The sequence below is a fragment of the Pseudomonas sivasensis genome (assembly GCF_052938085.1).
Genome location: NZ_CP176442.1, coordinates 2,311,029 through 2,332,353, shown reverse-complemented (window position 1 = coordinate 2,332,353; position 21,325 = coordinate 2,311,029). Strand labels below are relative to the sequence as shown.

The following is a 21,325-nucleotide window of genomic DNA, read 5'->3' as shown; positions in this document are numbered from 1 at the left end:
GTGCGACGATTCGACTTGCTCCCGATGGCGGTGGGTCAGTTAGACCACCTTTGACTGAGCCACCGCTATCCGCGGCAAGCCCCCTCCCACATTGGATTTATGTGCATTGGAAAGATCGCGATAGCTGGCGCCCGGGTGGTTGGCTCCCAGTCGCGCACCGTCGCCAAACAACTTCTCGCGCAACGTGCCTTCGGCGTATTCGGTCTTGTACACCCCACGCTTCTGCAACTCCGGCACCAGCCATTCCACGGCGTCGATAAAGGTTTCGTGGGTCAGCGCATAGGCCAGGTTGAAGCCGTCGACGTCGGTCTCTTCGACCCATTCCTGCAACAGGTCTGCCACCGTCTCCGGACCGCCGACAAACAGCGGACCGAAGCCACCGATGCCGACCCAGTCCGCCAGTTCATTCGGCGTCCAGACTTTATTCGGATCGGCCGTGGAGAAGGCTTCCACCGCCGATTGAATGGCGTTGGTGTGCACATGCTTGAGCGGCTCATCCGGTTTGAACTGGCTGAAGTCGATGCCGGTCCAGCCGGAGATCAGCGCCATCGCGCCTTCGTAGCTCACATAGGATTTGTAGTCGTCAAACTTGGCTTTAGCCTTGGCGTCCGTTTCGTCGACGATCACCGTCTGCAAATTGAAGATCAGGATTTTCTTCGGATCACGCCCGGCCTCGGCCGCACGACGGCGGATGTCGGCAACGGTTTTTTTCAGCAGCACCTTGGACGGCGCGGCGACGAACACGCATTCGGCCTGCTCGGCGGCAAACTGCTTGCCACGGCTGGACGCGCCGGCCTGGTACAGCACAGGCGTGCGCTGCGGTGACGGCTCGCACAGGTGAATGCCGGGCACCTGGAAGTGTTTGCCGACGTGTCGGATCTCGTGGATTTTGCTCGGATCACTGAAAATCCGCCGCTCGCGGTCGCGCAGTACCGCGCCCTCCTCCCAACTGCCTTCCCAAAGCTTGTAGCAAACCTCCAGGTATTCCTCGGCGTAGTCGTAGCGTGCGTCGTGTTCGGTCTGGGCTTTCTGGCCGAGGTTCTTGGCGCCGCTTTCCAGGTAAGAAGTGACGATATTCCAGCCGATACGGCCCTTGGTCAGATGGTCCAAGGTCGACAGCCGACGCGCGAATGGATAGGGATGCTCAAACGACAACGAAGCGGTGAGACCAAAGCCCAGGTGCTCGGTGACCAACGCCATCGGCGCGATCAGCGACAACGGGTCGTTGACCGGCACTTGGGTGGCCTGGCGAATCGCCGCATCACCGTTGCCGTTGTACACATCGTAGATGCCCAGCACGTCGGCGATAAACAGACCGTCGAACTTGCCGCGCTCCAGAATTTTCGCCAGATCGGTCCAGTATTCCAGGTCCTTGTACTGCCACGAACGGTCACGGGGGTGCGCCCACAGGCCGGGAGATTGATGGCCGACGCAGTTCATGTCGAAAGCGTTCAAGCGGATTTCACGGGACATCACAGCACTCCGTTGAGGTGGTAGTTGCCGACAATCTGGTATTTGTTGCGCAACGGATCATCCAGGGTCGACGGCAGCGCGGTGCGTTGCCCGGTCAGTTCAAATTCCGCGTTACTGGCGGCGATGAGGGCTTCGGCGGCGGCGATCTGCGCCTCGGTGGCGGCCACCGGGCTCGGGTGGGTTTCGGCGCGTTCGAGCAAGGCAGCGGCCACATCCACACGGATCTGCAAGTCGCCGAAGCGGCTGATCACATAGGGGTCAGCGCTTTTTTCGACATGGCGGCGGGTGCTGTCCAGCAGTTGGCGCGCGAGATTCAAGGCAGTCATGGGTCAGGTTCCTCAGTTCCAGGCGTGGCGCGCAGGTTTCACGCCGTTGAGCACGAAGTTGCCGATCAGGTGGTATTTCCAGCGGGCCGGGTCGTGCAGGGTGTGGGTGCGCGCGTTGCGCCAGAAGCGGTCGAGGTTGTGCTTGGCCGTGACCGAACGGGTGCCGGCCAGTTCGAAGAGTTTGCTGCTGGCGAGCAAGGCGGTTTCGGCGGACAGCACCTTGGCTTGGGCGACGATCAGCGAGGCGTTGGCCACGGTGTCTTCGTTCGGTTGCGCCAAGGCTTGGTCAACCGCGATGCCGGCCTTGGCGAGGATCGCTTCGGTGCCGTGCACGCGCCATTCCAGATCGCCGATGGCGGCGATGGTGAACGGGTCTTGCCAGCCATGATCCTGCTGGCTGTCGATCCAGGGACGGGCCTGGCGCGCGAAAATTTTTGCCTGTTCAAGGGCGCCGAGGGCAATGCCGGTATCCACCGCTGCCTGGATGATTTGCGAAATCGGCCCATCGGCCGTGGGTTGGTCAAACGCCAGGTGGGCGGGGATCACCGCACTCAAGGGCACAGTCACGCCGTCGAGGGTCACGCCGCCGCTGGCGGTGGTGCGCTGGCCGAAGCCGTCCCAGTTATCGATCACGGTCAGGCCTGGCGCGTTGCGCTCGACAAAACCAATGAACGCCTGGCCCTTTTCGTTATTGCCCACCGTGGGCACGATATGGGCGAACAGTGCGCCGGTGCAGTAGAACTTTTCACCGTTGATTTGCGCGGTATCACCGTGAAACCGGATTTGGGTGTCAAAGGTGCCGGCGTTTTTGCTCTTGGCCTCGGAGAAAGCATTGCCGAAGCGGTAGCCCGCCAACACCTTGCCGAAGTAATAGCGCTTCTGCTCATCGGTGGCGGTTTGCAGGAGGATGTCGACGACACCCAGATGGTTCTGTGGGATTTGCCCCAAGGACGGGTCTGCGGCGGAGATCAATTTGATCACTTCGGACACGGTGACATAAGACACACCGGCGCCACCGTAGGCCTTGGGAACAGTGATGCCCCACAGGCCGCTGGCGGAAAACTCGTCGAGTTCGTCTACCGGTAAGCGACGGTCGCGGTCGCGCACGCTGGCATCGACGGCGAAGCGTTCGGCCAGGCGCGTGGCGACCTCGATGGCCTCCGCGTCCGAGCGGATGATATGGGCAGGGTGTTGAGGATGGGCTGACATGGGCCGACTCCAGGCTCCAGGGATATGCAGGAGCTACAGCAGGAGTCGTGCCACATGAAAAATAACTTTAAAAACAATGAGTTAAATTAAAATCTCGCAAAGAACGGGAGCGCTGTCATACAGCAAACTGTCTAGTCACTGTTCACCTGCAAACAGTAACGTATGGAACACGCTCTATGCAGGGGTGCGAGGAGCCCCTTCGACAATGTACTTACCAAGGTCCGATTTATAAGGCGGCGAAAGCCCTTCCACCTCAAAACTCACATAAACGAGGGACGTGAAAAAAACCGGTTTTCCAGTCCACGCGGGAATTTCCAAGGTTTCTACCGATTTAACTTCAACCCTGAAGTGACTGGAGCCATTCCCCTCAATCTTCCCAATGATTGTTTGACCTATGCTCATGCCAACGAACGGTTGGATAACCAATTTGAGCTCTTCAGCCTCCACATCAGCATATTGGACGACACCGCCCTGTGATGGCTCCAGGGATGGTGCGGGGTTCACCAGCACGGGGGGTTGTTCGTCTTTCATGGTGCATCCTCCAGTGATTGATTAAATCGCCGCCAACCAACCACTTCCGGGCAGTGATGCCATAAACCTATGCCCGGCACATGAGACAAACAAGCTGTGAAACTTGACAGGTGCTCATCAGCATCCTTGTAGACAAGGCCGCTAAATCACCACGTTGCGCACAAAGCGCACGGCGACCTCGCCATCGTTGCGATAGGCGTGGGGTTGGTGACTGGCGAACATGAAGAATTCGCCGGCGCCGATGGTGTTTTCCTGGTCGCCCACGACCAGCGTCAAGCTGCCCTCGAACACAAACAGCTGCTCGCTCCAGCCTTCCAGGTCGGGGTCCGGGCAATAGCGATCACCGGGTTCGAGGCGCCACTCCCATAATTCGACTTCGCGCCGCGCGGTGGCCTTGGCCAGTAGCACCGCCTTGCTCCCGGCAATTTCACCGGCCCAGGCCAGTTCGTTGATGCGGCTGTGATCGCGTACGTCCGGAGCCTGGATCAGGTCGCTGAAGGCTACGTCCAATGCTTCGGCCACGCGGTCCAAGGTGGACAGGCTGACGTTTTTCTCGCCTGCTTCAATGGCCACCAGCATGCGCCGGCTGACCCCGGACTTTTCCGAGAGCGCGGTCTGGCTCAGGTCGGCGGCGTGGCGCAGGCGACGAACGTTTTGGCTGACGTGCTGCAGGACCGAGGCCCGTTGTGGATTTTCTTTGTGCACTATATTGCTCAATAGGTGGGTGTGCGCAGTATACTGCCCAGCGTGCGGCGCATTGTGCGGTCCGTACCTTTCCCTGTGCAAGACCGAGCCGCCATGACCACCACCAAAACCCCTTCGCGTTTCAACCGCTTCAGCAAAGCCGAATGCATTCTGGTGTTTATCACCATGATCTGGGGCGGCACCTTTTTATTGGTGCAGCACGCTATGACGGTGAGCGGTCCGATGTTTTTCGTGGGTCTGCGCTTTGCGGCTGCGGCCATCGTGGTGGGTTTCTTCTCGTTGCGCACGCTGCGCGACCTGACCTTGTTTGAATTGAAGGCCGGGGTGTTTATCGGTGTGGCGATCATGTTTGGCTACGGCTTGCAGACCATCGGCCTGCAGACGATCCTGAGCAGCCAGTCGGCGTTTATCACCGCGCTCTACGTGCCGTTCGTGCCGTTGTTGCAATGGCTGGTACTCGGCCGTCGCCCTGGGTTAATGCCGAGCATCGGCATCATGCTCGCGTTTGCCGGGTTGATGCTGCTGACCGGGCCTGCGGGGGCTTCGCTGAATTTCAGCCCAGGTGAAATCGCGACCTTGATCGGTGCCATTGCGATTGCGGCGGAAATCATCTTGATCAGCGCATTTGCCGGTCAGGTGGATGTGCGCCGGGTGACGGTGGTGCAATTGGCCACAGCCTCACTCCTATCGTTTTTGATGGTGGTGCCGATGGGCGAGGCGCTGCCGGGGTTTTCGTGGTTGCTGCTGTTCAGCGCCGTGGGCTTGGGCTTGACCAGCGCGGTAATCCAAGTCGCGATGAACTGGGCGCAACAGAGCGTCTCACCGACACGAGCCACGTTGATCTACGCCGGCGAGCCGGTGTGGGCCGGTGTGGTGGGGCGGATTGCCGGCGAGCGGTTCCCGCCGATTGCGATGCTGGGGGCGGTGTTGATCGTGGTGGCAGTGATTGTCAGCGAATTAAAGACGAAGGGGCAGAAAGCGCTCGCGTTGGCTGAAGAGCTGGAGCAAGAGCGTCAGAATTGAGGTTCGTGTTTTGGAGTTGCCTCGCAGCCCGGCAAGAGCATACGCCCTCGCCACAGGGGTAATTCCAGCCTAATGAAACAATGCCAAATGGGAAGTTTCAGCCTACCTTGTAGGATCCTGCCACATCTTGCCGTTTGGTGATCATCAAAGCGGCACGTATGATGCATCCCAAACTCCCGCAGATTAGAAGCCTATGTCCCTGATAGTTCTACTGCTTCTGCCATTCATTGGCAGCTGTCTAGCGGCCTTGCTGCCGCACAATGCACGTAACACCGAATCCCTGTTGGCCGGCCTTGTGGCCCTGGTCGGCACTATTCAAGTCGCCCTGCTCTACCCCCAGATCGCCCACGGTGGCGTGATCCGCGAAGAATTCATGTGGTTACCCAGCCTTGGGCTGAACTTCGTGTTGCGCATGGATGGGTTCGCCTGGCTGTTCTCGATGCTGGTGCTCGGCATCGGCGCACTGGTGGCGCTGTATGCGCGCTACTACATGTCGCCGGACGATCCGGTGCCACGTTTCTTCGCATTTTTCCTGGCTTTTATGGGCGCGATGCTCGGGCTGGTGATCTCCGGCAACCTGATTCAAATCGTATTTTTCTGGGAACTGACCAGCCTGTTCTCGTTCCTGTTGATCGGTTATTGGCACCATCGCGCCGATGCGCGACGCGGCGCCTACATGGCGTTGATGGTCACCGGTGCAGGCGGTTTGTGCCTGTTGGCAGGCGTGATGTTGCTGGGGCATATCGTCGGCAGCTATGACCTGGACCTGGTGCTGGCGGCGGGCGATCAGATTCGCGCGCACGCGCTGTACCCGGTCATGCTGGCCCTGGTGCTGATCGGCGCCTTGAGCAAAAGCGCGCAGTTCCCGTTCCACTTCTGGCTGCCCCACGCCATGGCGGCACCGACCCCGGTGTCTGCCTATCTGCACTCGGCGACGATGGTGAAGGCCGGCGTGTTCCTGCTGGCCCGCCTGTGGCCCTCGCTGTCGGGCAGCGAAGAATGGTTCTGGATCGTCGGCGGTGCCGGCGCCCTCACCCTCCTCCTCGGCGCTTACTGCGCCATGTTCCAGAATGATCTCAAAGGCCTGCTGGCCTACTCCACCATCAGCCACCTCGGGCTGATCACCTTATTGCTGGGCCTCAACAGCCCGCTGGCGGCCGTCGCGGCGGTGTTCCACATCCTCAACCACGCCACCTTCAAAGCCTCGCTGTTCATGGCGGCGGGCATCATCGACCACGAAAGCGGCACTCGCGACATCCGCAAGCTCAGCGGCCTGGTGCGCCTGATCCCGTTCACCGCGACCCTGGCGATGGTGGCGAGCGCATCCATGGCCGGCGTGCCATTGCTCAATGGATTCCTGTCCAAAGAGATGTTCTTCGCCGAAACCGTGTTTATCTCGGCCACTCAGTGGGTGGAAATCGCCCTGCCGATGATCGCAACCATCGCCGGCACCTTCAGCGTGGCCTATGCGCTGCGTTTTACGGTCGATGTGTTCTTCGGTCCGCCTGCCAAAGACCTGCCCCACACACCCCACGAGCCACCACGCTGGATGCGTGCCCCCGTCGAGTTGCTGGTATTCACCTGCCTGCTGGTGGGCATTTTCCCGGCCCAGGTGGTCGGCTCGATCCTCGCCACTGCGGCACTGCCGGTGGTCGGTGGTGTACTGCCGGAGTACAGCCTCGCCATTTGGCACGGCTGGAACGCGCCGATGATCATGAGCCTGGTGGCCATGACCGGTGGCGTGGTGCTCTACCTGATGCTGCGCAAGCAGCTCAAGCTCGGCCGTTTCAAGTACCCGCCGGTCATCAGCTACTTCAACGGCAAGCGCGGCTTTGAGCGCAGCCTGGTGGTGATGATGCGCGGCGTGCGCAAAATCGAAAAACGCATCAGCACCAAGCGCCTGCAGACCCAGTTGTTCCTGCTGGTGATCGTCGCGGTGATCGGCGCCATGATCCCGATGTTCAACAGCGGCCTCAGTTGGGGCGACCGGCCGAAGATCCCCGGCTCCATCGTGTTCGTGACCCTGTGGCTGCTGGCAATTGCCTGCGCCCTGGGCGCCGCCTGGCAAGCCAAATACCACCGGCTGGCGGCACTGACCATGGTCAGCGTGTGCGGCCTGATGACGTGCATCACCTTCGTATGGTTCTCCGCGCCCGACCTGGCATTGACTCAACTGGTGGTCGAAGTGGTCACCACCGTGCTGATCCTGCTCGGCCTGCGCTGGCTGCCACGGCGGATCGAAGAAGTCTCGCCACTGCCCAGCTCGCTACGCAAGGCGCGCATTCGCCGCCTGCGTGACTTCCTGCTGTCTACCGTGGTCGGTGGCGGCATGGCGCTGCTGTCCTACGCGATGCTGACGCGCCAGACGCCCAACGATATTTCCTCGTTCTACCTGAGCCGCGCCCTTCCCGAAGGCGGCGGCAGCAACGTGGTAAACGTGATGTTGGTGGACTTCCGTGGCTTCGACACCCTCGGCGAAATCACCGTGCTAGGCGCCGTGGCGCTGACGGTGTACGCCCTGCTGCGGCGCTTCCGCCCGTCCAAGGAAAGCATGCAGCTGCCTGCACAACAGCGCCAACTGGCGCCGGACGTGGCGACCGACCTGGTCAACCCGCGCCAGGCCAGCGATACCGCCCTGGGCTTTATGATGGTGCCGGCAGTGCTGGTACGCCTGCTGCTGCCGATTGCCCTCGTAGTGTCGTTCTACCTGTTTATGCGCGGCCACAATCAACCGGGCGGCGGTTTTGTCGCCGGCTTGGTGATGTCAGTGGCGTTTATCCTGCAATACATGGTGGCCGGTACGCAGTGGGTCGAGGCACAAATGAGCCTGCGGCCAATGCGCTGGATGGGCTTCGGCCTGTTCTCGGCAACGCTGACCGGGATCGGCGCGTTGTTTGTCGGCTACCCGTTCCTCACCACGCACACCTGGCATTTCAGCCTGCCGCTGCTGGGCGATATTCATGTCGCCAGCGCGCTGTTCTTCGACGTCGGCGTATACGCCATGGTCGTCGGCTCGACCTTGCTGATGCTCACTGCCCTCGGTCACCAGTCGGTGCGCGCGCATAAACCAAGTAACCAGGCCAAAGTAGTCGCCGCAACAGAAGGAGCCGCCTGATGGAAGAAGTCATCGCAATTGCCATTGGGGTCCTGGCGGCCTCCGGCGTCTGGTTGATCCTGCGGCCACGGACGTTTCAGGTGGTGATGGGCCTGTGCTTGTTGTCGTACGGGGTCAACCTGTTCATTTTCAGCATGGGCAGCCTGTTTATCGGTAAAGAGCCGATCATCAAGGACGGCGTGCCGCAAGACCTGCTCAACTACACCGATCCACTGCCCCAGGCACTGGTGCTGACGGCCATCGTGATCAGCTTCGCCATGACCGCACTGTTCCTGGTGGTGCTGCTGGCGTCACGGGGCCTGACCGGCACGGACCATGTGGACGGCCGGGAGCCCAAGGAATGAACTGGGTCAACCAACTGATCGTCGCCCCCATCCTGCTGCCGTTGCTCACCGCAGCGCTGATGCTGATGCTCGGCGAAAAACGCCGCCCGCTCAAAGCCAAGATCAATCTGTTCTCCAGTGTCATCGGCCTCGGCATCGCAATCCTGCTGTTGTACTGGACGCAAAAAGGTGGGCCCGGCTCGATTGGCGTCTACCTGCCGGGCAACTGGCAGGTGCCATTCGGCATCGTGCTGGTGGTGGATCAACTCTCGGCATTGATGCTGGTGCTCACTGGGATTATCGGCGTGAGCGCGCTGTTGTTCGCCATGGCCCGCTGGGACCGTGCCGGTACCAGCTTCCATGCGCTGTTCCAGATCCAGATGATGGGCCTTTACGGCGCGTTCCTCACGGCGGACCTGTTCAACCTGTTCGTGTTCTTCGAGGTGCTGCTGGCCGCGTCCTACGGTTTGATGCTGCACGGCTCGGGCCGCGCGCGGGTGTCGTCGGGCCTGCATTACATTGCGATCAACCTGCTGGCGTCGTCGCTGTTCCTGATTGGCGCGGCGATGATCTACGGCGTTACCGGTACGCTGAATTTTGCTGATCTGGCACTGAAAATCCCGCTGGTACCGGAGGCCGATCGTGGCCTGTTGCATGCCGGTGCGGCGATCCTCGCCACCGCGTTTTTGGCCAAGGCCGGCATGTGGCCGCTGAACTTCTGGCTCGCGCCCGCTTACTCCTCGGCCAGCGCGCCGGTGGCGGCGATGTTCGCGATCATGACCAAAGTCGGCGTGTACACCGTGCTGCGCCTGTGGACGCTGCTGTTCTCCGGCCAGGCCGGCGCTTCGGCGTTGTTTGGTGGCGACTGGCTGGTGTACGGCGGCATGGCAACCATCGTCTTCGCTGGGCTAGCAATGGTGGCGGCGCAACGTCTGGAACGCATGGCGAGCCTGAGCATCCTGGTGTCGGCCGGCATCCTGCTGTCGTCGGTGGGTTTCGCCCAGCCGAGCCTGACCGCTGGGGCGCTGTTCTATCTGGTCAGCTCGACCCTGGCGTTGAGTGCGCTGTTCCTGCTGGCCGAATTGATCGAGCGTTCGCGCTCGGCCAATGACCTGCCGTTGGATGAAGAAATCGATGCATTGCCCAAGGCCATGGAGTCGTTGCACCCGCGTCCAGGGGTCAACCTGGATGACGAGCAGAAAGCCGTAGTCGGCCAGGTGATCCCCTGGACCATGGCGTTCCTGGGCTTGAGTTTTGTCGCCTGCGCACTGCTGATCATCGGCATGCCGCCGCTGTCCGGGTTTATCGGCAAGCTCAGCTTGCTGAGTGCGCTGGTCAATCCACTGGGCCTGGGCAGCGGCCAGGAAGGCCCGATCCGCCCTGCGGCCTGGGGCCTGATGGCATTACTGATCCTGTCCGGACTGGCCTCGCTGATCGCCTTCGCCCGTCTGGGTGTCCAGCGTTTCTGGACCCCGGAGGAGCGTCCATCGCCCTTGCTGCGCCGCTACGAATGCGTGCCGATTTTCTTCCTGCTGGGCCTGAGCATCCTGCTGACCTTCAAGGCCGAGCCGCTAATGCGCTACACCCAGGCCACCGCCCAAAGCCTGAACAACCCGGAAAGCTACGTGATGGCGGTCATGGCCACGCGACCAGTGCTCAGCCCTGAAGCCAAGACGGCCGCTCTGGAGGTGCAACCATGAAGCGTCTGCTCCCTGCCCCGTGGTTGTCCCTGGCATTGTGGGTGCTGTGGCTGGTGCTGAACCTCTCCGTCAGCCCTGGCCATCTGCTGCTGGGTGCTGCGCTGGGGGTGCTCGCCCCACTGCTGATGGCGCCGTTGCGCCCGCTGCCGATCCGTATCCGCCGACCTGGCGTAATCATCCGCCTGTTCTTCCTGGTGGGCCGCGATGTGATCGTCTCCAACCTGCAAGTGGCCTGGGCTGTGCTGACATGCGGCTCGCGCCCACCGCGTTCTCGCTTCATCAAGATCCCCCTGGACTTGCGTGACGCCAACGGCCTTGCCGCCCTGTCGATGATCACCACCGTAGTGCCCGGCACCATCTGGTCGGAACTGGCGCTGGATCGCAGCATCCTGCTGCTGCACGTCTTCGATCTGGAGGACGAAGTGGCCTTCATCGAACATTTCAAAAGCGCGTACGAGCGGCCATTGATGGAGATCTTCGAATGAGCGCCCTGCTCTCCAATGCAATCCTGTTCAGCCTGTTCCTGTTCTCCCTGGCCATGGTGCTGACGCTGATCCGCCTGTTCAAAGGCCCTTCAGCTCAAGACCGGGTACTGGCGCTGGACTATCTGTACATCCTGGCGATGCTGATGATGCTGGTGCTCGGTATTCGTTATGCCAGTGACACCTACTTTGAAGCGGCGCTGTTGATTGCGTTGTTTGGCTTTGTGGGCTCGTTTGCCCTGGCGAAATTCCTGCTGCGCGGGGAGGTGATTGAATGATGCCGTTCTGGATGGAAATCGTGGTCGCGGTGCTGCTGGTGTTGAGCAGTGTGTTTGCGCTGATCGGCGCGATCGGTTTGCTGCGCATGAAGGACTTCTTCCAGCGCATGCACCCGCCTGCCCTGGCCTCGACGTTGGGAGCCTGGTGTGTAGCGTTGGCGTCGATCGTGTATTTTTCGGTACTCAAGTCCGGGCCGGTGCTGCACGGGTGGTTGATTCCGATTTTGCTGTCGATCACCGTGCCGGTGACCACGTTGCTTCTGGCCCGTACGGCACTGTTTCGCAAGCGCATGGCCGGTGATGACGTGCCGGCCGAAGTCAGCAGCCGCCGCGCCGATAAAACACCGTAGCTCCGGCACTTTATCAGCGCTAGCTCGCGAAGCTCGTCAACGATAACGCAGCACTTCATGCTGAATCGTGGCGCACTCAGGTTTTCGCGAGCAAACTTCGCTCCAACAGTGATTGAAGGTCCGCCCGCCTCAGGGCGTGCAAGGACTCAAGCGCCGCCACGGCTTGGCTGAACCGCTCAATACAAAGTTCAGGTCAGGCCGATTATTCTGCGTCCAGTGGGCGACCTCGTAGTTGTAACCGTCATAGGACACCTTCTCGTTGGGCGTCGCGTAGGCCTTGCTCGCCACCCAGGCCGGCGCGCAGTTACCGGCTTGTTGGGCTGTGACGTTAACCGTATGACTTGCACTGGCGCTGCGATTGTCGGCATCGGTCACCATGAGGTTGATGATGCGTGGGCCAGCCGTGGCAGGCGCGGTAAGGATCGGACCGATCCCGGAGGAAGACGCCGGCGAAAACTCATTCGCCGTCCATGCATAACGCAGGTTGCCGCCACTCGACCCCGCGCCCGACAGAGTCAGCGTCTTGCCTGCCTCCACGGAAATTGGACCGCTGATTATCGCCTGCGGTGCAGGGCTATCCACTGGCTTGGGCTCTATCACGACGTCCTTGGACAGCGAAGTCGGATTGGGGGAACCGGTGCGGTAAACCAGCACCGTAACCCTGCCGGTCGTACTTTGCGTGACCTCGGGCGCCTTCGCCACGATATTAGGGGCGCTTACATTCTGGTAAGCAAACGCCGGCGAAAACGCCCAGCTATAGCCGCGAACATCCCGCAGATCATTGACGACGGCGGTAAAGACAGCCACCTCACCGGACATCAGCGTCTGCGGCCCCTCTACCCTGTCGGGTTCGGGCGTGGGCTCATCGGACTCGACCTGAATGCTGCGCGTGACGGTATTACTGCGGTTCTCGCTGTTGGTCACCGTCAGCGATACCGGGAAACTGCCCGCTTTCTCAGGCGCTTTGAAATCAGGCGCCACTGCGGATGAACTGGATGGCTCAAAATCAGCGGCATTCCACCGATATGTCATCTTGGTCGACGAATGGGGGATCTCTGAACTGGACCCATCCAACTGAAAGGTTTGAGCGCTTTTTATCGACGAAGGCCCCTGGATTTTGGCATAGGGGTCAGTGTCTACGGGTTGCCTGCGCCTGACGACAACGGAGGTCTCCAGTGTCACGGTATCGGCCGGAAGGCTGATTTTTTCAGGATAAGGATCGTTCTCGGTGCCCGGTAACTTCATCAGCGGCGTGACACTGACACTGAACGTAAAGGGCGTACTGACAGAGGGCGTGGGGGCAACGATGCGCAAACTCTTCTGCGTCACGCCGATGGGCTGGGTCCACCCGGCCGGCACGGTCCAGCGATATTGAAATTCGGGGTTCTCTGCGCCTTCGTGGGAGATGTCGGCCGTCAATTCCACCCAGGTCCCTCCGTTAGCGGAAGAGGCGCCAATGATTTCCCCTTTGATCCGCACGGAGGGAAGGACTTTCAGCGTCTCACTCCGGGTGTTCGCCATCTTGCCGTCAGTAATCTGCACCTCGACCGGGTACTCCATGAATTGCGGCGCCGATGGGGCCTCAATCATCGCGTAACGCCCGTTGACCTGCGGATTGAGTTCAACAGGGATCTTCCAACGATACGTAAACGGCGCTCCGCCTGCATTGGGCACACTCGTCGATCCCGCCTCCACCGTCAGGGGAGCGCGACTGTTGCGGTAAGAAGACGCTATGGGCTCACGTTTCTCCCCGGTTTTTATCTTCATGACAACTGACGGGGCAAAAACAAGCGGCACGTCGTTACCCAGGTACGCATGCAGCAATCCGCGAATCTGCCGCTCGTTGACCGCCCCCCAACCAGCCTCGTGCCCCTTCACACCATAACGTCCACCGCCCATGATGCCTTGGGGTGCGGGGCCGTACGTACAGTCCTTGTGGATGGTGTAAAGGCCTAACGTGCCAGCTTCAACCGCATTTTCTTCGGTTGGCAAAGGCGTTTGCGGACTGATCAGATCGCCCCACTTGATTTTTTCCCTGTCAGTCTGACGGGTGATATTCGGCGCCGCAGGCTCGACATCGAAGCACGTCTCGCCAGCGTCATAGGACGCATATTCATCCGCCAACCTGAACAACGCATGACCGATTTCATGGGGAATCGAGGTGATGGCCAGCGGCGTATTGGCAGACGGTTTAAAGATATAAATCTTATTGGTACTGGCGAGACCGCCGACGCCGACCTGATGGTATGTAAATTTTGAAAGTTTAATCGAAACGTCATAGATGCCATGCCCCAGTTGATTACTGTGCCGCATGATCGTTTCAATATTCTTAGTATCCGGCTCACCCGATACCGGCGAAACATGGTCAAAGCGTAAAAAACCCACTTTATCTTTAATCGCATCGAACACAGTATCGCCCATAATAATATCGATGGCGGCCTGGGTATCGTCACGAAAGGCCTGCATATCGTCTTGGGCATAACCATCGCCGACAATGGCAAACACCAGCGGCTTTCTCTGGTTGCTACCGTCCGGATTAAGCATGACCACCTTGTCGCTGTGGATATCGCCTAGGACACCACGCAAAGGTGCTCGCTTCGCCAAGCGTTCGATGGCCTGGCGATCGAGTTCCAGTAACGGCTTACGCATCGCTGCACCATCAAGTGAGTCAACCGCCTTGAGGTCAATACGAAAGATCTTGATCCTGGACACTTGGCTGTCGTAAGGAAGTAATACTTCTTCAGTGCCTTCTACAGCAGATTCCGCACTGACACTTGATATTGCACCTGTTATCTCATTAAAAACTTCGCCGCGACGATAACGACTGTCGTTAATGGTGCTGCTATAAAGCGTATTGCCATTGGCGTCCACAGTAATAACTTTCCATCCCCGCTCAACATCGGCATGTTCCGCCAAAATCGCCGGAGGCACCTTGTAATTACCGAGGGAAACTTCAGCAACATCTAGCGAATCGTGCTGACTTTGCAGTTGCATCCACACACTTTGAGCTTGGGAGATCGGCATCCACACCAGTAGCGCCAATACAGTTAATATCTTATTCATTCCAATATCCTTCGTACCGGTGAGGAGATCAAAATTCTTTAAGAGATAAAACTGTTTCGCCGCACACTACGCTAACGTTCTCTGATTTAAGTCAGGATCATAAATTGATGTTTGTCAAGAAAGGTGACTCAGGCACATTGCCGCGAGTCAAACCCGGCAACTGCAATTAGCCTTCATTCGGTACACCAGTCGGCACATAGTGAACACCTGCCAGCCACTCCACGGCAGCGTGTTTGCGCTGATCGGTGCGACCGGGTTGTTGCGCATGAAGGACGTCTTCCAGCACATGCAGCCGCCTGCCCTCGCCTCGACGTTGGGGCCCCTGGTGTGCTGCTGGCAAGTACGGCGCTGTTTCGCAAGCGCATGGCCGGTGATGACGTGCCCGCTGAAGTCAGCAGCCGCCGCTGAGCTCTGAGGCGAACACGGTAAAAATGTGGGAGGGGGCTTGCCCCTTCCACATTTGGATCTGTGCTCATTCAAATAACCGCCAGCTTGAACATCGGCTTGGTCGTGGCGCCCTTCTAAGGCCATGATGGCGCGGGCATCAGAACAAATAGCAATTTTCCGAACTGTTCCAGGACGTACGCGATGAGCAAAACCTACACCCCCGCCACCGCCGCGGCCGATGTCGAAAGCACCCTCCACTGGCTCGGCGGGCGCTGGAAGCTGATCATCCTGTTCCACCTGTTCGGCGGTCAGGTGCAGCGTTATTCAGACCTTGAGCGACTGATCCCGGATATCTCGCAGAAGATGCTCGCTCAGCAATTGCGCCAACTCGAAGCCGATGGCCTGGTGCAGCGCACGGTCTACCCGGTGGTGCCGCCCAAAGTGGAATACAGAATGACCGAATGGGGTCAGAGCCTGTGCCCAGTGCTGGATGGCCTGCTCAAGTGGCAAGCGGCCAAACCCGAGGCCTAAACCGTGGGAACGGTGCCGCCGTCGATCACATACTCAGTGCCGCTGATAGACGCTGCACGCGGCGATACCAGGAAGGCAATCAAGTCAGCGACTTCTTCAGGCTTGGCAGGACGCCCGAGCGGAATACCACCCAGTGCTTGCATGATGATCTGCTTGCCACCTTCATAATCTGTGCCCGCCTCTTGCGCCAGACGCTCTGCCAGCACCACCGCCGCATCCGTCTCCACCCAACCCGGCGAAACACGCACCACCCGAATGCCCTTGGGCGTGACTTCCTTTGACAGGCTCTTGCTGTAGGTCGCCAAAGCCGCCTTCGCAGCGGCATACGCCGTGGTGGACTCCGGCAAAGGCAACTCACGCTGGATCGACGTGACATGAATAATCACGCCGGCCCCACGCTCGATCATTCCTGGCAACAGCGCCCGATCCACTCGCACCGCCGCCATCAGGTTCTGGCCCAACGCACTCGCCCACTGCTCATCATCGAGCACCGCGAAACCGCCGCCTGGCGCGCTGGAGCCGCCGAGTACATTAACGATGATGTCGACGCTGCCGAACTGGCTTTTCACCGCGTCGGTGGCGCACGCGCAACCGGCGGCAGTGCCGAGGTCGGCGGCGATGAAATGCACGCCTTCGGGTGTCGATTCCACCGCCGAACGCGCGACCGAAATCACCTGGACGCCTTGTTCCTGCAACACGGCAACCACTGCGGCGCCGATACCTTTGGTGCCGCCGGTGACCAAGGCGCGAAGGCCCTTTAGTTGAAGATCAAAACTCATGGGAAACCTACTCCTGGATAAACGGAGACCACAGGATAGGAACGGGACGAAGAGGCCACAAGAACGCACGAAAAGGTAATGGGCTAACCAAAAAGTTAGGATCCGGATTCAGGGGGTCGCAGGCCATGGAGCACATCGTCCAACGTCCTGGATCAACCAACTTCCTATACGTCCTAGCACTCAAAAAGGGGCGTAAGGGCTATTTATATTGGCGCTCGGTTGTTGCACCTGATGATTAAAGTAACATTGGCGCCCAGCCCAACATCACCCGCAGGCTGCCGTTACGTCCACACGCAAAAAGGAGTTTTCGCCATGGATATCAAATGTTCGGTTTTTATCGCAGCCAGCGTCGACGGTTTTATTGCTCGCCCCGACGGTGATATCGAGTGGTTGCACAAACCGGAATACGAAACCGCCGAGTTGAACGGCGTGACGTATGAAAGCTTCATCGCAACGGTCGATGCGCTCGTGATGGGCCGCAAAACCCTGGAGAAAGTCTTGTCCTTCCCCGAATGGCCCTATGAGGGTACGCCGGTCATTGCGCTTTCCCGCCAACGACTGGAGCTACCTGAGCATTTGGAGGGCAAGGTCGAGGTCATGGCAGGAGACGTGACCTCACTCGTGGTAGCGTTAGCCGAACGCGGTATGAAGCATCTTTATATCGACGGTGGCCAAACGGTCCAGGCGTTTCTTGAAGCGGGCCTGGTTGATGAGCTGATCATTACGCGTATCCCGGTTTTGCTGGGGCAAGGCATTCCATTGTTTAGCCAGGTTGGCAGTGAGCATGGGCTTCGCCATGTCGGAACCCAGGTGTCGGACAATGGTTTTGTTCAGAGTCGATATCAACTGACAGCCGGCACTCGCGCCGCGTAACACGGACTGGAGGTCAGGATGACTAAACATATTATTGTCATTGGCGGCGAGTCCGCCGAAGACATGCAGCGCATGACGCACATTGACGAACAGATCGTCGCTTCATCAGGCAAAACACGCCCTACTGTGCTCTATATCTCCACAGCCAGTGGGGATGACCGAGTCAAGATTTTTGACTTCACGGCCAAATATGAGAGCGCTGGTTGCAGCGTACGCACGCTGACATTTTTCATTCCACCCTTTCCCAGCCCGGATCATATGTCTTCGTTGTTTGAGCAAGCCGACATCATCTACGTGGCAGGCGGGAATACCCGCGCCATGCTGGCTATCTGGCGTGAATTTGGCGCAGTGGGCCTTCTGACAAAGGCATGGGAAAACGGCAAGGTCCTGTGTGGTGTCAGCGCTGGGGCGATTTGCTGGTTTGAATACGGGCACTCCGATTCAGGGGGAGCGTTCGCCCTGATTGCCGGCCTGGGTTTTCTGCCAGGAGCGCTGTGTCCGCATTTCAGTTCAGAGGCGGGAAGAGAGACTTCGTTTGTTGAGCTCGTCCGGCTCAAAGGCGCACAACCCGCCTACGCGGTCGATGATGGCGTCGCCCTGCATTTCAAGGACGGCAGATACCACGAGACGATTCATAACGACGCGACTAAGAATGCGTATGACGTCTCAACGGCACCTGCGTATCTAACACCACTTTCGCAGGTTTCCGGCGGCTAGATCCGTCCTTTTTCCAGCTACGGTCCTCTGAAGGAACAGACCGTGAGCCCACCCATCGCACTAGTCGCAGGAAGCCCGGTTTCTCGGCTTCGAGGACGCAGGCACTCTCCCAATGTGGGAGATGTCGAGCTTTAGCGAGGCTTCGAAGGCGGCGGCACTGTTGGCAGGTATGTTGGCTGACACAGCGCTATCGGGGGCATGTCGAATCCTCACACCGCCCCTCACACACTCGATCGGGTGAGCCGCTCACTAAAACGGTGTGCAAAAAAACGCCCCGAACCAGTCGGGGCGTTTTTCATCCAGCGTTTGCCAATCAGGCCTGATCAGCCAACCGCCACGTCGTCCCGCCCTTCCCGTCTTCCAACACCACGCCCATCGCGGTCAGTTGGTCACGGATACGGTCGGATTCCGCCCAGTCCTTGCCTGCGCGAGCCGCCAGACGCGCCTGGATCAGCGCATCAACCTCAGCCGCATCCACACGCCCTTCGGCGCCGGCTTGCAGGAAGTCATCGGCTTCCATCTGCAATACACCCAGCACGCTGGCCAGCTCTTTCAAGCGAGCAGCCAGGCCAGCCGCTGCGTCGAGATCGCTCTCGCGCAGGCGGTTGATTTCACGCACCATTTCGAACAGCACCGCGCAGGCTTCGGGTGTGCCGAAGTCGTCGTTCATGACTTCGGTGAACCGTGCCACGAACGCTTCGCCGCCAGCCGGTGCAACGGCGGGCAAGCCTTTCAACGCGTGGTAGAACCGCTCCAGAGCGCCCTTGGCGTCCTTGAGGTTGTCTTCCGAGTAGTTGATGGCGCTGCGGTAGTGGCTGGACACCAACAGGTAACGCACTACTTCCGGGTGGTACTTTTCCAGCACGTCGCGAATGGTGAAGAAGTTGTTCAAGGACTTGGACATCTTCTCGCCATTGATGCGGATCATGCCGCAGTGCATCCAGGCGTTGGCGTAGGTCTTGCCGGTGGCGGCTTCGCTCTGGGCGATTTCGTTTTCGTGGTGCGGGAACTCAAGGTCGCTGCCGCCGCCATGAATATCGAAGGTCTCGCCCAGGCAGCAGGTGGACATCACCGAGCATTCGATGTGCCAGCCCGGACGCCCGGCGCCCCATGGGGATTCCCAGCTCGGCTCGCCGGGCTTGGTGCCTTTCCACAGCACGAAGTCCAGCGGATCCTGCTTGGCTTCGTCGACTTCGATACGCGCACCGATGCGCAGGTCTTCGATCTTCTTGCGCGACAGCTTGCCGTAGCCCATGAACTTGGCGACGCGGTAGTACACGTCGCCATTGCCGGGGGCGTAGGCATAACCCTTGTCGATCAGGGTCTGGATCATGGCGTGCATGCCAGGGATGTGGTCCGTGGCGCGCGGCTCCATGTCCGGCTTGAGGATGTTGAGGCGAGCCTCGTCCTCATGCATCGCGGCGATCATGCGCTCGGTCAGCGCGTCGAACGACTCACCGTTTTCATTGGCGCGGTTGATGATCTTGTCGTCGATGTCGGTGATGTTGCGAACATAGGTCAAGTCATAGCCGCTGAAACGCAACCAGCGGGTCACCAGGTCGAAGGCAACCATGCTGCGGCCGTGGCCGATGTGGCAGTAGTCGTACACGGTCATGCCGCACACGTACATGCGCACCTTGTTGCCATCCAGCGGCTTGAAGACTTCTTTGGTCTTGCTGAGTGTGTTGTAGATCGTTAGCACGACAGTTCCTTAAAACAGAATCACTGGCCCCACGAATCACGCAAGGTCACGGTACGGTTGAATACCGGAGCGCCTGGTTTCGAGTCCTTGATATCCGCGCAGAAGTAACCTTCGCGCTCGAACTGGAAACGGTCTTCCGGCTGTGCGTCGCCAAGCGATGGCTCAGCACGACAACCAGTGAGTACTTGCAGGGAATCAGGGTTGATGTTGTCGAGGAAACTGGCGCTGTCTTCGGCCTTCTCAGGGTTAGGCGAGCGGAACAGGCGATCGTACAGACGCACTTCGCACTCGATGCTGGCCGCAGCCGGCACCCAGTGGATCACGCCTTTGACCTTGCGGCCTTCAGGGTTCTTGCCGAGGGTTTCCGGGTCGTAGGAGCAACGCAGCTCAACGATGTTGCCATCGGCGTCCTTGATTGCTTCGTCGGCGCGGATCACGTAGCTGCCGCGCAGGCGCACTTCGCCGTTCGGTTCCAGGCGCTTGTAGCCTTTTGGCGGCTCTTCCATGAAGTCATCGCGGTCGATGTAGATTTCACGGGCGAATGGCAGCTTGCGCACGCCGAGTGCTTCGTTCTGCGGATGACGCGGCAGTTCGAGGTGATCGACCTTGTCTTCCGGATAGTTGGTGATCACGACTTTCAACGGACGCAAGACGCACATGGCGCGCGGAGCATTCGCGTCGAGGTCCTGACGGATGCTGAATTCGAGCATGCCGAAGTCAACCACGCCATCGGAACGGTTGGTGCCGACCATGTCGCAGAAATTGCGGATCGACGCCGGGGTGTAGCCGCGACGGCGGAAGCCCGACAGGGTCGACATGCGCGGGTCATCCCAACCAAACACGTGCTTCTCATCGACCAGTTGCTTGAGCTTGCGCTTGCTGGTGATGGTGTAGTTCAGGTTCAGGCGGCTGAATTCGTACTGACGCGGGTGCGCCGGAACCGGCAGGCTGTCCAGGAACCACTCGTACAGCGGACGATGGCTTTCGAACTCCAGGGTGCAGATGGAGTGAGTGATGCCTTCGATGGCGTCCGACTGACCGTGGGTGAAGTCGTAGTTCGGGTAGATGCACCACTTGTCACCGGTCTGGTGGTGGTGGGCATGGCGGATGCGGTACATGATCGGGTCGCGCAGGTTCATGTTCGGCGAAGCCATGTCGATCTTGGCGCGCAGTACGCGGGCGCCGTCCGGGAACTCACCGGCGCGCATGCGGGCGAACCAGTCGAGGTTCTCTTCCACGGAACGGTCGCGGAACGGGCTGTTCTTGCCCGGTTCGGTCAGCGTGCCACGGTATTCCTTGGCCTGCTCCGGGGTCAGGTCGTCGACGTAGGCCTTGCCGGCCTTGATCAGCTCGACGGCCCAGTCGAACAACTGGTCGAAGTATTTGGAGGCATAGCGCACTTCACCGGACCATTCGAAGCCCAGCCACTTGATGTCGCTTTCAATGGCGTCGATGTATTCCTGGTCTTCCTTGGCCGGGTTGGTGTCGTCGAAACGCAGGTGCGTGACGCCACCGAACTCCTGGGCCAGGCCGAAGTTCACACAGATCGATTTAGCGTGACCAATGTGCAGGTAGCCGTTGGGCTCTGGCGGGAAGCGGGTGACGATCTGCGTGTGCTTGCCCGAATCCAGGTCCGCCTGGATGATCGGGCGCAGGAAATTGACCGGGACGGCAGGTCCGGCCTTGGAATTCGAGGTAGTGTCGACAGTGGGCTTGCTCATAGGATCCTTGAACAGACAGGTTCGTGGCCGGTTGGGG

General features: G+C 59.6%; 19 protein-coding genes and 1 pseudogene. 11 read left to right on the top strand and 9 right to left on the bottom strand.

Going from position 1 to position 21,325, the window contains the following annotated elements; genetic code table 11:
• Positions 1 to 39 precede the first annotated feature (39 nt).
• The 5 genes from ACKZ62_RS10900 to ACKZ62_RS10880 all read right to left on the bottom strand — a co-directional run bounded on the left by ACKZ62_RS10900 (position 40) and on the right by ACKZ62_RS10880 (position 4,244).
• Complete coding sequence (locus tag ACKZ62_RS10900; RefSeq protein WP_032889765.1) at positions 40 to 1,473, bottom strand: LLM class flavin-dependent oxidoreductase; 1,434 nt, start codon at positions 1,471 to 1,473, stop codon at positions 40 to 42.
• Positions 1,473 to 1,799, bottom strand: a complete 327-nt coding sequence (locus tag ACKZ62_RS10895; RefSeq protein ID WP_032889767.1) for an acyl-CoA dehydrogenase — start codon at positions 1,797 to 1,799, stop codon at positions 1,473 to 1,475. The genes ACKZ62_RS10900 and ACKZ62_RS10895 overlap by 1 nt, the downstream gene beginning before the upstream one ends.
• Positions 1,800 to 1,811: 12 nt before the next feature.
• The gene (locus ACKZ62_RS10890; protein WP_447096659.1) at positions 1,812 to 3,008 is read right to left on the bottom strand and encodes an SfnB family sulfur acquisition oxidoreductase; all 1,197 of its coding nucleotides are present in this window, start codon (positions 3,006 to 3,008) and stop codon (positions 1,812 to 1,814) included.
• A 174-nt stretch (positions 3,009 to 3,182) separates the two neighbouring features.
• Positions 3,183 to 3,539 carry a hypothetical protein gene (locus ACKZ62_RS10885; protein WP_447096658.1) on the bottom strand — a complete coding sequence of 119 codons (357 nt, stop codon included), beginning with the start codon at positions 3,537 to 3,539 and terminating at the stop codon, positions 3,183 to 3,185.
• Between the two features lie 141 nt (positions 3,540 to 3,680).
• Complete coding sequence (locus ACKZ62_RS10880) at positions 3,681 to 4,244, bottom strand: helix-turn-helix domain-containing protein (protein WP_095184420.1); 564 nt, start codon at positions 4,242 to 4,244, stop codon at positions 3,681 to 3,683.
• A 93-nt stretch (positions 4,245 to 4,337) separates the two neighbouring features.
• Here ACKZ62_RS10880 and ACKZ62_RS10875 point away from each other — a divergent pair, with 93 nt between their 5' ends.
• From ACKZ62_RS10875 to ACKZ62_RS10845, 7 genes are all read left to right on the top strand, one after another.
• Positions 4,338 to 5,267, top strand: a complete 930-nt coding sequence (locus ACKZ62_RS10875; protein ID WP_095184419.1) for a DMT family transporter — start codon at positions 4,338 to 4,340, stop codon at positions 5,265 to 5,267.
• Between the two features lie 193 nt (positions 5,268 to 5,460).
• Positions 5,461 to 8,382, top strand: coding sequence for a monovalent cation/H+ antiporter subunit A (locus tag ACKZ62_RS10870; protein ID WP_122765488.1), 2,922 nt, complete (start codon positions 5,461 to 5,463; stop codon positions 8,380 to 8,382).
• Positions 8,382 to 8,726 (top strand): Na+/H+ antiporter subunit C, encoded by a 345-nt coding sequence (locus ACKZ62_RS10865; RefSeq protein WP_003192163.1) that lies wholly within the window; start codon positions 8,382 to 8,384, stop codon positions 8,724 to 8,726. Before ACKZ62_RS10870 ends, ACKZ62_RS10865 begins: the two co-directional genes overlap by 1 nt.
• Positions 8,723 to 10,405 (top strand): monovalent cation/H+ antiporter subunit D, encoded by a 1,683-nt coding sequence (locus ACKZ62_RS10860; RefSeq protein WP_032889777.1) that lies wholly within the window; start codon positions 8,723 to 8,725, stop codon positions 10,403 to 10,405. The genes ACKZ62_RS10865 and ACKZ62_RS10860 overlap by 4 nt, the downstream gene beginning before the upstream one ends.
• Positions 10,402 to 10,890, top strand: a complete 489-nt coding sequence (locus tag ACKZ62_RS10855; RefSeq protein ID WP_032889779.1) for a Na+/H+ antiporter subunit E — start codon at positions 10,402 to 10,404, stop codon at positions 10,888 to 10,890. The genes ACKZ62_RS10860 and ACKZ62_RS10855 overlap by 4 nt, the downstream gene beginning before the upstream one ends.
• Complete coding sequence (locus tag ACKZ62_RS10850) at positions 10,887 to 11,165, top strand: K+/H+ antiporter subunit F (protein ID WP_005789171.1); 279 nt, start codon at positions 10,887 to 10,889, stop codon at positions 11,163 to 11,165. The genes ACKZ62_RS10855 and ACKZ62_RS10850 overlap by 4 nt, the downstream gene beginning before the upstream one ends.
• The gene (locus ACKZ62_RS10845; protein WP_032889780.1) at positions 11,162 to 11,515 is read left to right on the top strand and encodes a Na+/H+ antiporter subunit G; all 354 of its coding nucleotides are present in this window, start codon (positions 11,162 to 11,164) and stop codon (positions 11,513 to 11,515) included. Before ACKZ62_RS10850 ends, ACKZ62_RS10845 begins: the two co-directional genes overlap by 4 nt.
• Positions 11,516 to 11,644: 129 nt before the next feature.
• Here the strand turns inward: ACKZ62_RS10845 and ACKZ62_RS10840 are convergent, their stop codons facing one another.
• Positions 11,645 to 14,578 (bottom strand): M64 family metallopeptidase, encoded by a 2,934-nt coding sequence (locus ACKZ62_RS10840; protein ID WP_447096657.1) that lies wholly within the window; start codon positions 14,576 to 14,578, stop codon positions 11,645 to 11,647.
• 175 nt (positions 14,579 to 14,753) lie between these two features.
• Between ACKZ62_RS10840 and ACKZ62_RS10835 the strand changes: the two are divergent.
• Together ACKZ62_RS10835 and ACKZ62_RS10830 are read left to right on the top strand one after the other, a co-directional pair.
• A pseudogene (locus tag ACKZ62_RS10835) lies at positions 14,754 to 14,986 on the top strand (monovalent cation/H(+) antiporter subunit G).
• Positions 14,987 to 15,166: 180 nt separating this feature from the next.
• A complete protein-coding gene (locus ACKZ62_RS10830; protein WP_032889784.1) occupies positions 15,167 to 15,496 on the top strand; it encodes a winged helix-turn-helix transcriptional regulator in 330 nt (109 codons plus the stop codon).
• Here ACKZ62_RS10830 and ACKZ62_RS10825 read toward each other — a convergent pair.
• Positions 15,493 to 16,275 carry an SDR family oxidoreductase gene (locus tag ACKZ62_RS10825; protein ID WP_447096656.1) on the bottom strand — a complete coding sequence of 261 codons (783 nt, stop codon included), beginning with the start codon at positions 16,273 to 16,275 and terminating at the stop codon, positions 15,493 to 15,495. The two genes, ACKZ62_RS10830 and ACKZ62_RS10825, sit on opposite strands and share 4 nt — an antisense overlap.
• Before the next feature lie 312 nt (positions 16,276 to 16,587).
• Between ACKZ62_RS10825 and ACKZ62_RS10820 the strand changes: the two genes are divergently transcribed.
• A complete protein-coding gene (locus tag ACKZ62_RS10820; RefSeq protein ID WP_032889787.1) occupies positions 16,588 to 17,148 on the top strand; it encodes a dihydrofolate reductase family protein in 561 nt (186 codons plus the stop codon).
• 18 nt (positions 17,149 to 17,166) lie between these two features.
• A complete protein-coding gene (locus ACKZ62_RS10815; RefSeq protein ID WP_447096655.1) occupies positions 17,167 to 17,865 on the top strand; it encodes a Type 1 glutamine amidotransferase-like domain-containing protein in 699 nt (232 codons plus the stop codon).
• 313 nt (positions 17,866 to 18,178) lie between these two features.
• Here the strand turns inward: ACKZ62_RS10815 and cysS are convergent, their stop codons facing one another.
• On the bottom strand, positions 18,179 to 19,567 hold the full coding sequence (cysS, locus tag ACKZ62_RS10810; protein ID WP_032889792.1) for a cysteine--tRNA ligase: 1,389 nt from the start codon (positions 19,565 to 19,567) through the stop codon (positions 18,179 to 18,181).
• 20 nt (positions 19,568 to 19,587) lie between these two features.
• A complete protein-coding gene (locus ACKZ62_RS10805; RefSeq protein ID WP_032889794.1) occupies positions 19,588 to 21,288 on the bottom strand; it encodes a glutamine--tRNA ligase/YqeY domain fusion protein in 1,701 nt (566 codons plus the stop codon).
• Positions 21,289 to 21,325 lie beyond the last annotated feature (37 nt).